Source organism: Plantactinospora sp. B6F1, from assembly GCF_040120695.1.
Classification (GTDB): domain Bacteria; phylum Actinomycetota; class Actinomycetes; order Mycobacteriales; family Micromonosporaceae; genus Plantactinospora.
In genome coordinates this window covers 1-4,854 of record NZ_JBEEAC010000066.1, presented here as the reverse complement: position 1 = coordinate 4,854, position 4,854 = coordinate 1, and the positions used below count along the sequence as shown (strand labels likewise).

Here is a 4,854-nt window from a genome sequence, read left to right as displayed (position 1 = left end):
GCGGTGGCGCTGTCGGCGCTGTTGCAGCTCGCCGGGGTGCTGCTGCCGCCGCTGCGCACGCTGCTCGGCACCGGCGCGCTGTCCGCCGTCGACCTGGTGGCCTGCGCCGTGGCGGCGACCGTGCCGGCTCTGGCGATCCGGCTCACCGCCACCGGAGGAAAGGGGAAGGACAGATGGCTGAAGTGGTCATGACCGACGTGACGAAGGTCTTTCCCAGCGGCACCGTCGCCGTCGAGCAGGTGAGTATGACAATCGGCGACGGCGAGTTCATCGTCCTGGTCGGGCCGTCCGGCTGCGGCAAGTCCACACTGCTGCGGATGGTCGCCGGGCTGGAAGACGTGACCTCCGGCAGGATCGAGATCGGCGGCCAGGTGGTCAACGACGTGCCGCCGAAGAACCGTGACATCGCGATGGTGTTCCAGAACTACGCGCTCTACCCGCACATGACCGTGGCCCAGAACCTCGGCTTTAGCCTGCGGCTGCGGGGCGTCCACAAGTCCGACATCGCACAGCAGGTGGGTGAGACGGCCCGGGTGCTCGGGCTCACCACCCTGCTGGACCGCAAGCCCGCCGCGCTCTCCGGCGGCCAGCGGCAGCGGGTCGCGATGGGCCGCGCGATCATCCGTCGCCCGCAGGTGTTCCTGATGGACGAGCCATTGTCCAATCTGGACGCGGAGCTGCGGGTCGCGATGCGCGGTGAGCTGAACCGGCTGCACCAGCGATACGGCACCACCACGATCTACGTCACGCACGACCAGGTCGAGGCGATGACCCTGGGCAACCGGATCGCCGTGTTGGATCGCGGCAGACTCCAGCAGGTGGGCGCACCGGACGAGCTGTACGCGGCGCCGCGCAACGTCTTCGTGGCCGGCTTCATCGGGTCGCCGGCGATGAACCTGGCGACCTGCCGGGTCGAGGCGACCGCCGAAGGGCTGGCGCTGGTGCTCGGCGAGCAGCGCTGGCCGGTACCCGACAACCAGCTCGCGCTGCGACCCGCCCTGCGCTCGTACGCGGGCCGCGAGATCGTTCTCGGGCCGCTGCCCGCCACGCAGACCATCGAGGCTACCGCCGGCTAACCGGCCCGCGATCGGGTGCCCGCGGCCCGGCCTACCGCCACCGCCCCGAACTGCCACCGGTGTGGCGCGAACAGCCAGGACCAGCCCAGCACCTCACCAGCGCCCACGGTCTCGATGGCCACGTCGCCCCGGCCCGGCCTCGGCAGGTCCAGCGCCACCCGCCCCGAACGCAGCAGCCAGAATCGCATCGCCGGCCGCCCGGCCGCGAACAGCCGGTAACCGCGGTTGCGGAAGACCGGGTGCGCGTAGGCGGTCAGCCGGTCGAGCCAGGCCGGGCACAGACCGTCGACGAACGGCTGCCCGACCAGCAGATCACGGGTGCTTGGCATGACTCTCCCTCATCGCCGTACGACGCCGTCGGGCCCGGTACGCCGACCGAGCCCGACTGTTCCTGGCAAGCCCGCCCCGAGCGGCCGGCCTCTACTTCGTGTCCGTTCCGTTGCGGCCCGTCCCGACCGTGATCGGGATGGTCTTGCCGGCGGTCTCGGGCGTGCTGACGAGCACCTTGATCGTCAGGATCCCGTTGGTGTACTCGGCGGTGATGGTGTCCTCCCGGGCACCGGCGGGCAGCGGGACCGTCCGGTAGAACGACCCGTAGTGGAATTCCGAGCGGGCCTTGTCCTTGCGTTCGGTGGAGCGCACCACGTGCAGCCGCAGCTCGCCGTCCGCGCACGTCACGGTGACGTCCTTGGCCGGGTCGGCGCCGGGCAGCTCCGCCCGGACGGTGTACGTGTCGCCCTCCAGGAACTCCTCGATCCGGATGGCCGACGCCAGCAACGGGAACAGGGACAGGTTGTTGACCCACTCCAGCGGGGTGAGCCCGCCACGGGTCTTGATGATCGTCGACATCACGACCTCCTTGTCGTCGTCTCCTCCATCACATCCCTCGGCCTGGCCGCCCGACCAGGGACCAACGGCCCGGCCAGGCCGCCATCAGTCCCGCCCGGCGATCAGCGCGGTCAGGTCGATGAGCCGGTTGACGTAGCCCCACTCGTTGTCGTACCAGCCGAAGACCTTGACCAGCGTCCCGCCCGCCTGGGTGAGCGCGGCGTCGAAGACGCAGGAGGCCGGGTCGCCGACGATGTCGCGGGACACCAGCGGCCGGTCGGCGTAGCGCAGCACCCCGCGCAGCGGACCGTCTGCGGCCGAAGCGAACGCGTCGTTGATCTCCGCCACCGAGGCGGGAGTGGCGAGTTCGCAGGTCAGGTCGCAGATCGAACCGTCCTCCACCGGTACCCGCAGCGCGATGCCGTCGAGCCGTCCGGCGACGCTGGGCAGCACGAGGCCGATCGCCTTCGCGGCCCCGGTGCTGGTGGGGATGATGTTGACGGCGGCTGACCGGGCCCGCCGCAGGTCCTTGTGCGGGGTGTCCAGCACCGCCTGGTCGTTCGTGTACGCGTGCACGGTCGTCAGATAGCCACGGGACAGGCCGAAGGTGTCGTGCAGGACCTTGACCATCGGCGCCGCGCAGTTGGTGGTGCAGGACGCGGCGGAGATGACCTGCTGCGCCGGGTGGTAGGCCGACTCGTTGACACCGAGCACGATCGTCGCGTCCACCCCCTTGCCCGGTGCGGAGATCAGCACCCGCCGCGCGCCGGCCTTGAGATGATTCGCCGCCGCGTCCCGGGTACGCAGCCTGCCCGTCGCCTCGACGACGAGGTCGACCCCGAGCCGGGCCCAGGGCAGCCGCTCCGGCTCCCGTTCCTGGAACGTCGCGATCCGCCGGCCGTCGACGACGATCTCCGTACCGTCGACGGTGACGTCGGCGTCGAGCGGGCCGAACGTCGAGTCGTACGCCAGCAGGTGGGCCAGGGCCGCCGGCTCCCACAGGTCGTTGATCCCGACCACCTCGAAGCCGTCGCCGAAAACCCGCCGGTCCAGCAGTCCGCGCAGGTAGTTGCGGCCGATCCGGCCGAACCCGTTGATCGCGATCCGGTAGTTCATCTCGTACCTCCAGCATCTCCGCGGCGCCGGTACGCGCCCTTCCGCGTGATCCGCCCGATGTCACCGGCCGCCTCCACGAGGACGTGGGCGAGGTCGTCGAGCGCCCGCGAAACGGCGAGTTCGTCGCCGATCTGCGGCACCCTCGGGTCCGCCGGGTGCCGCCACGCCACGCCAGAGCCGACCAACCCGCTGCCGTCCGGCATCCGGAGCCGGGCCTCCGCGCGAGTGCGCCGCTCGTCGTCACGCTCGTCGATGACGATGTCGACAGTCCACCGCTTCGCCCGAGCCATCGTGATCACCTCCGCACCTCCAGCCTGGCCCGACCCGCGCGCGCCTCCCAGGGGCGAAGGTCCCGCAGAGCCATAGCACTCGGCCCTGCCCTAGCGCACCCGGATGCCGTGCCCCAGCAGCGCCCCGTTCGCGGAGCCGCCTGAGGGTGACGCCCGCTGAACGGTGGCGCGGGACCGCCGGCACCCGGGGGGGTATGTGGTCTCCGTACCACCACACCCACCGTCGCGTAGACGGCTACCCGGCACCGGCGGCCCGGCACAGCGGCCCGGCGGCACTGATCCGACGTTCGACGAGGACGTCGACGATGGCGCGGTAGCTGGCGTCCTCGGCACCGCCACGACGTCGATGGTCATGACGTCCCGCACCGTCCATCTCCTCACGGCTCTGCTCCTTCGTGAGCACGCCCGCCGGAAGCCTGCGGGGGTCGCCCACCGCGACGGTTTCCCCCTCCATGGCACGCCGCTCGGGCCGGAGCCGGACCGGCCGAACGACCCGGCCGATACCGGCAATCGACCCTGCAATTCCTCGGCCACGCCGGAATCGGCCGGACCGCTGGGGCCGCGCACGCGATGTCGACAAGTCCCTTGTTCCCGGCGGCGCGGTATGCGGGCGCCGGTCCTGCCCCGGGGACCGACCGCTCCGGCCGGTCTGCGTCGGCTTCCGCCCGGTCCTGCCATAGGTAGAGGGTCACCTACGGGGCTGACCATCGGCCCTACGCCGGATACCTCGTACCTCGTTACGTTGCGGGTAGAGAGCCCGGTTGGAGGAAGTTATGTACGCCCATCCCATAATCGTCGGGTACGACGCATCCGAGGGCGCGAAAGCCGCCTTCCGGTGGGCGCTGGACGAGGCGACCCGCACCGGCACGCAGGTCACACTGCTCTTCGCGTTCGAATGGCCGGCCGTGCCCAGTACGGTCGCGCCGACGGCGACGAGCTGGCCGGATCAGGGCGCGCGGGAGGACGCGCAGAAGATCCTCGACGCCGCGATCCTCGACGCTTTTCAGACCCATCCGCGGGTGCTGGTCACCGGCACCGTCGCGGACGGTCCGGCGGCGGTCCTGCTGCGGGAGCGGTCGCGTGAGGCACGCCTGCTGGTGCTGGGCAGCCGTGGGCACGGCGGATTCACCGGCCTGCTTGTCGGCTCCACCACCGTCGCCGTGTCGGCGCACGCGCACTGCCCGGTCGCCGTGGTCCGGGAACTCCCCTCGACCGCCGACTGATCACGCCCAGCGCGGCCGACGTCCGAGCGACAGGTGCCGACGCTGCCGTTCCGTCCCCTCCATGGAAGTGGTGCCGCCGGAACCCGTGTCAACCGGCCCGGCGGCGCCGAACGCGCGACGCGCGGATCCCGGTCAGACAACCCTGCGAGTAGGTCAAGGAGCCGAACATGACGGCCATCAAGCGTTGGAATGTCGAGATCCTCATCGGTGAGGTCGACGACCGGACGTACGCGGAGGCGCAGCTCTACGACGAGATCCGGGACGACCTGGTCGGCGCCGGCCAGGCGTGGCTGCGTCCCGACGAGCCGCACCGTACCGAGA

Annotated in this window: 9 protein-coding genes; 4 read left to right on the top strand and 5 right to left on the bottom strand. The window is 71.1% G+C overall.

The features are described from left to right. Nucleotides 1-192 (top strand): hypothetical protein (locus ABNF97_RS33635; RefSeq protein ID WP_349341022.1); only part of this gene is annotated, 192 nt, incomplete at its 5' end. Then, entirely contained in the window at nucleotides 174-1,076 is a 903-nt protein-coding gene (locus tag ABNF97_RS33630; RefSeq protein ID WP_502930589.1) for an ABC transporter ATP-binding protein, read from the top strand. The genes ABNF97_RS33635 and ABNF97_RS33630, both read left to right, overlap by 19 nt. On the opposite strand, the gene ABNF97_RS33625 is transcribed toward ABNF97_RS33630, so the two are convergent. The 5 genes from ABNF97_RS33625 to ABNF97_RS33605 all read right to left on the bottom strand — a co-directional run bounded on the left by ABNF97_RS33625 (nucleotide 1,073) and on the right by ABNF97_RS33605 (nucleotide 3,764). Then, complete coding sequence (locus tag ABNF97_RS33625; RefSeq protein WP_130463628.1) at nucleotides 1,073-1,405, bottom strand: cyclic nucleotide-binding domain-containing protein; 333 nt, start codon at nucleotides 1,403-1,405, stop codon at nucleotides 1,073-1,075. The genes ABNF97_RS33630 and ABNF97_RS33625 overlap by 4 nt on opposite strands. Nucleotides 1,406-1,496: 91 nt before the next feature. After that, the gene (locus ABNF97_RS33620) at nucleotides 1,497-1,925 is read right to left on the bottom strand and encodes an Hsp20 family protein (protein ID WP_130463627.1); all 429 of its coding nucleotides are present in this window, start codon (nucleotides 1,923-1,925) and stop codon (nucleotides 1,497-1,499) included. Nucleotides 1,926-2,009: 84 nt separating this feature from the next. Continuing rightward, the gene (gene gap / locus ABNF97_RS33615) at nucleotides 2,010-3,020 is read right to left on the bottom strand and encodes a type I glyceraldehyde-3-phosphate dehydrogenase (RefSeq protein ID WP_130463626.1); all 1,011 of its coding nucleotides are present in this window, start codon (nucleotides 3,018-3,020) and stop codon (nucleotides 2,010-2,012) included. Continuing rightward, the gene (locus tag ABNF97_RS33610) at nucleotides 3,017-3,310 is read right to left on the bottom strand and encodes a dsRBD fold-containing protein (protein ID WP_130466105.1); all 294 of its coding nucleotides are present in this window, start codon (nucleotides 3,308-3,310) and stop codon (nucleotides 3,017-3,019) included. The genes gap and ABNF97_RS33610 overlap by 4 nt, the downstream gene beginning before the upstream one ends. 235 nt (nucleotides 3,311-3,545) lie before the next feature. After that, nucleotides 3,546-3,764 (bottom strand): hypothetical protein, encoded by a 219-nt coding sequence (locus ABNF97_RS33605; protein ID WP_130463625.1) that lies wholly within the window; start codon nucleotides 3,762-3,764, stop codon nucleotides 3,546-3,548. A gap of 319 nt (nucleotides 3,765-4,083) precedes the next feature. Between ABNF97_RS33605 and ABNF97_RS33600 the strand changes: the two genes are divergently transcribed. Together ABNF97_RS33600 and ABNF97_RS33595 are read left to right on the top strand one after the other, a co-directional pair. Next, nucleotides 4,084-4,533 carry a universal stress protein gene (locus ABNF97_RS33600; RefSeq protein WP_349341021.1) on the top strand — a complete coding sequence of 150 codons (450 nt, stop codon included), beginning with the start codon at nucleotides 4,084-4,086 and terminating at the stop codon, nucleotides 4,531-4,533. Nucleotides 4,534-4,700: 167 nt separating this feature from the next. Beyond that, nucleotides 4,701-4,854: dsRBD fold-containing protein (locus tag ABNF97_RS33595; RefSeq protein WP_349341023.1), on the top strand; the 154-nt coding region annotated here is incomplete at its 3' end.

What these genes read in the sequence shown, in the direction of transcription:
- ABNF97_RS33625 (WP_130463628.1), bottom strand. Translation starts at nt 1,405, where the DNA reads ATGCCAAGCACCCGTGATCTGCTGGTCGGGCAGCCGTTCGTCGACGGT.
- ABNF97_RS33610 (WP_130466105.1), bottom strand. Translation starts at nt 3,310, where the DNA reads ATGGCTCGGGCGAAGCGGTGGACTGTCGACATCGTCATCGACGAGCGT.
- gap (WP_130463626.1), bottom strand. Translation starts at nt 3,020, where the DNA reads ATGAACTACCGGATCGCGATCAACGGGTTCGGCCGGATCGGCCGCAAC.
- ABNF97_RS33600 (WP_349341021.1), top strand. Translation starts at nt 4,084, where the DNA reads ATGTACGCCCATCCCATAATCGTCGGGTACGACGCATCCGAGGGCGCG.
- ABNF97_RS33605 (WP_130463625.1), bottom strand. Translation starts at nt 3,764, where the DNA reads ATGGAGGGGGAAACCGTCGCGGTGGGCGACCCCCGCAGGCTTCCGGCG.
- ABNF97_RS33620 (WP_130463627.1), bottom strand. Translation starts at nt 1,925, where the DNA reads ATGTCGACGATCATCAAGACCCGTGGCGGGCTCACCCCGCTGGAGTGG.
- ABNF97_RS33630 (WP_502930589.1), top strand. Translation starts at nt 174, where the DNA reads ATGGCTGAAGTGGTCATGACCGACGTGACGAAGGTCTTTCCCAGCGGC.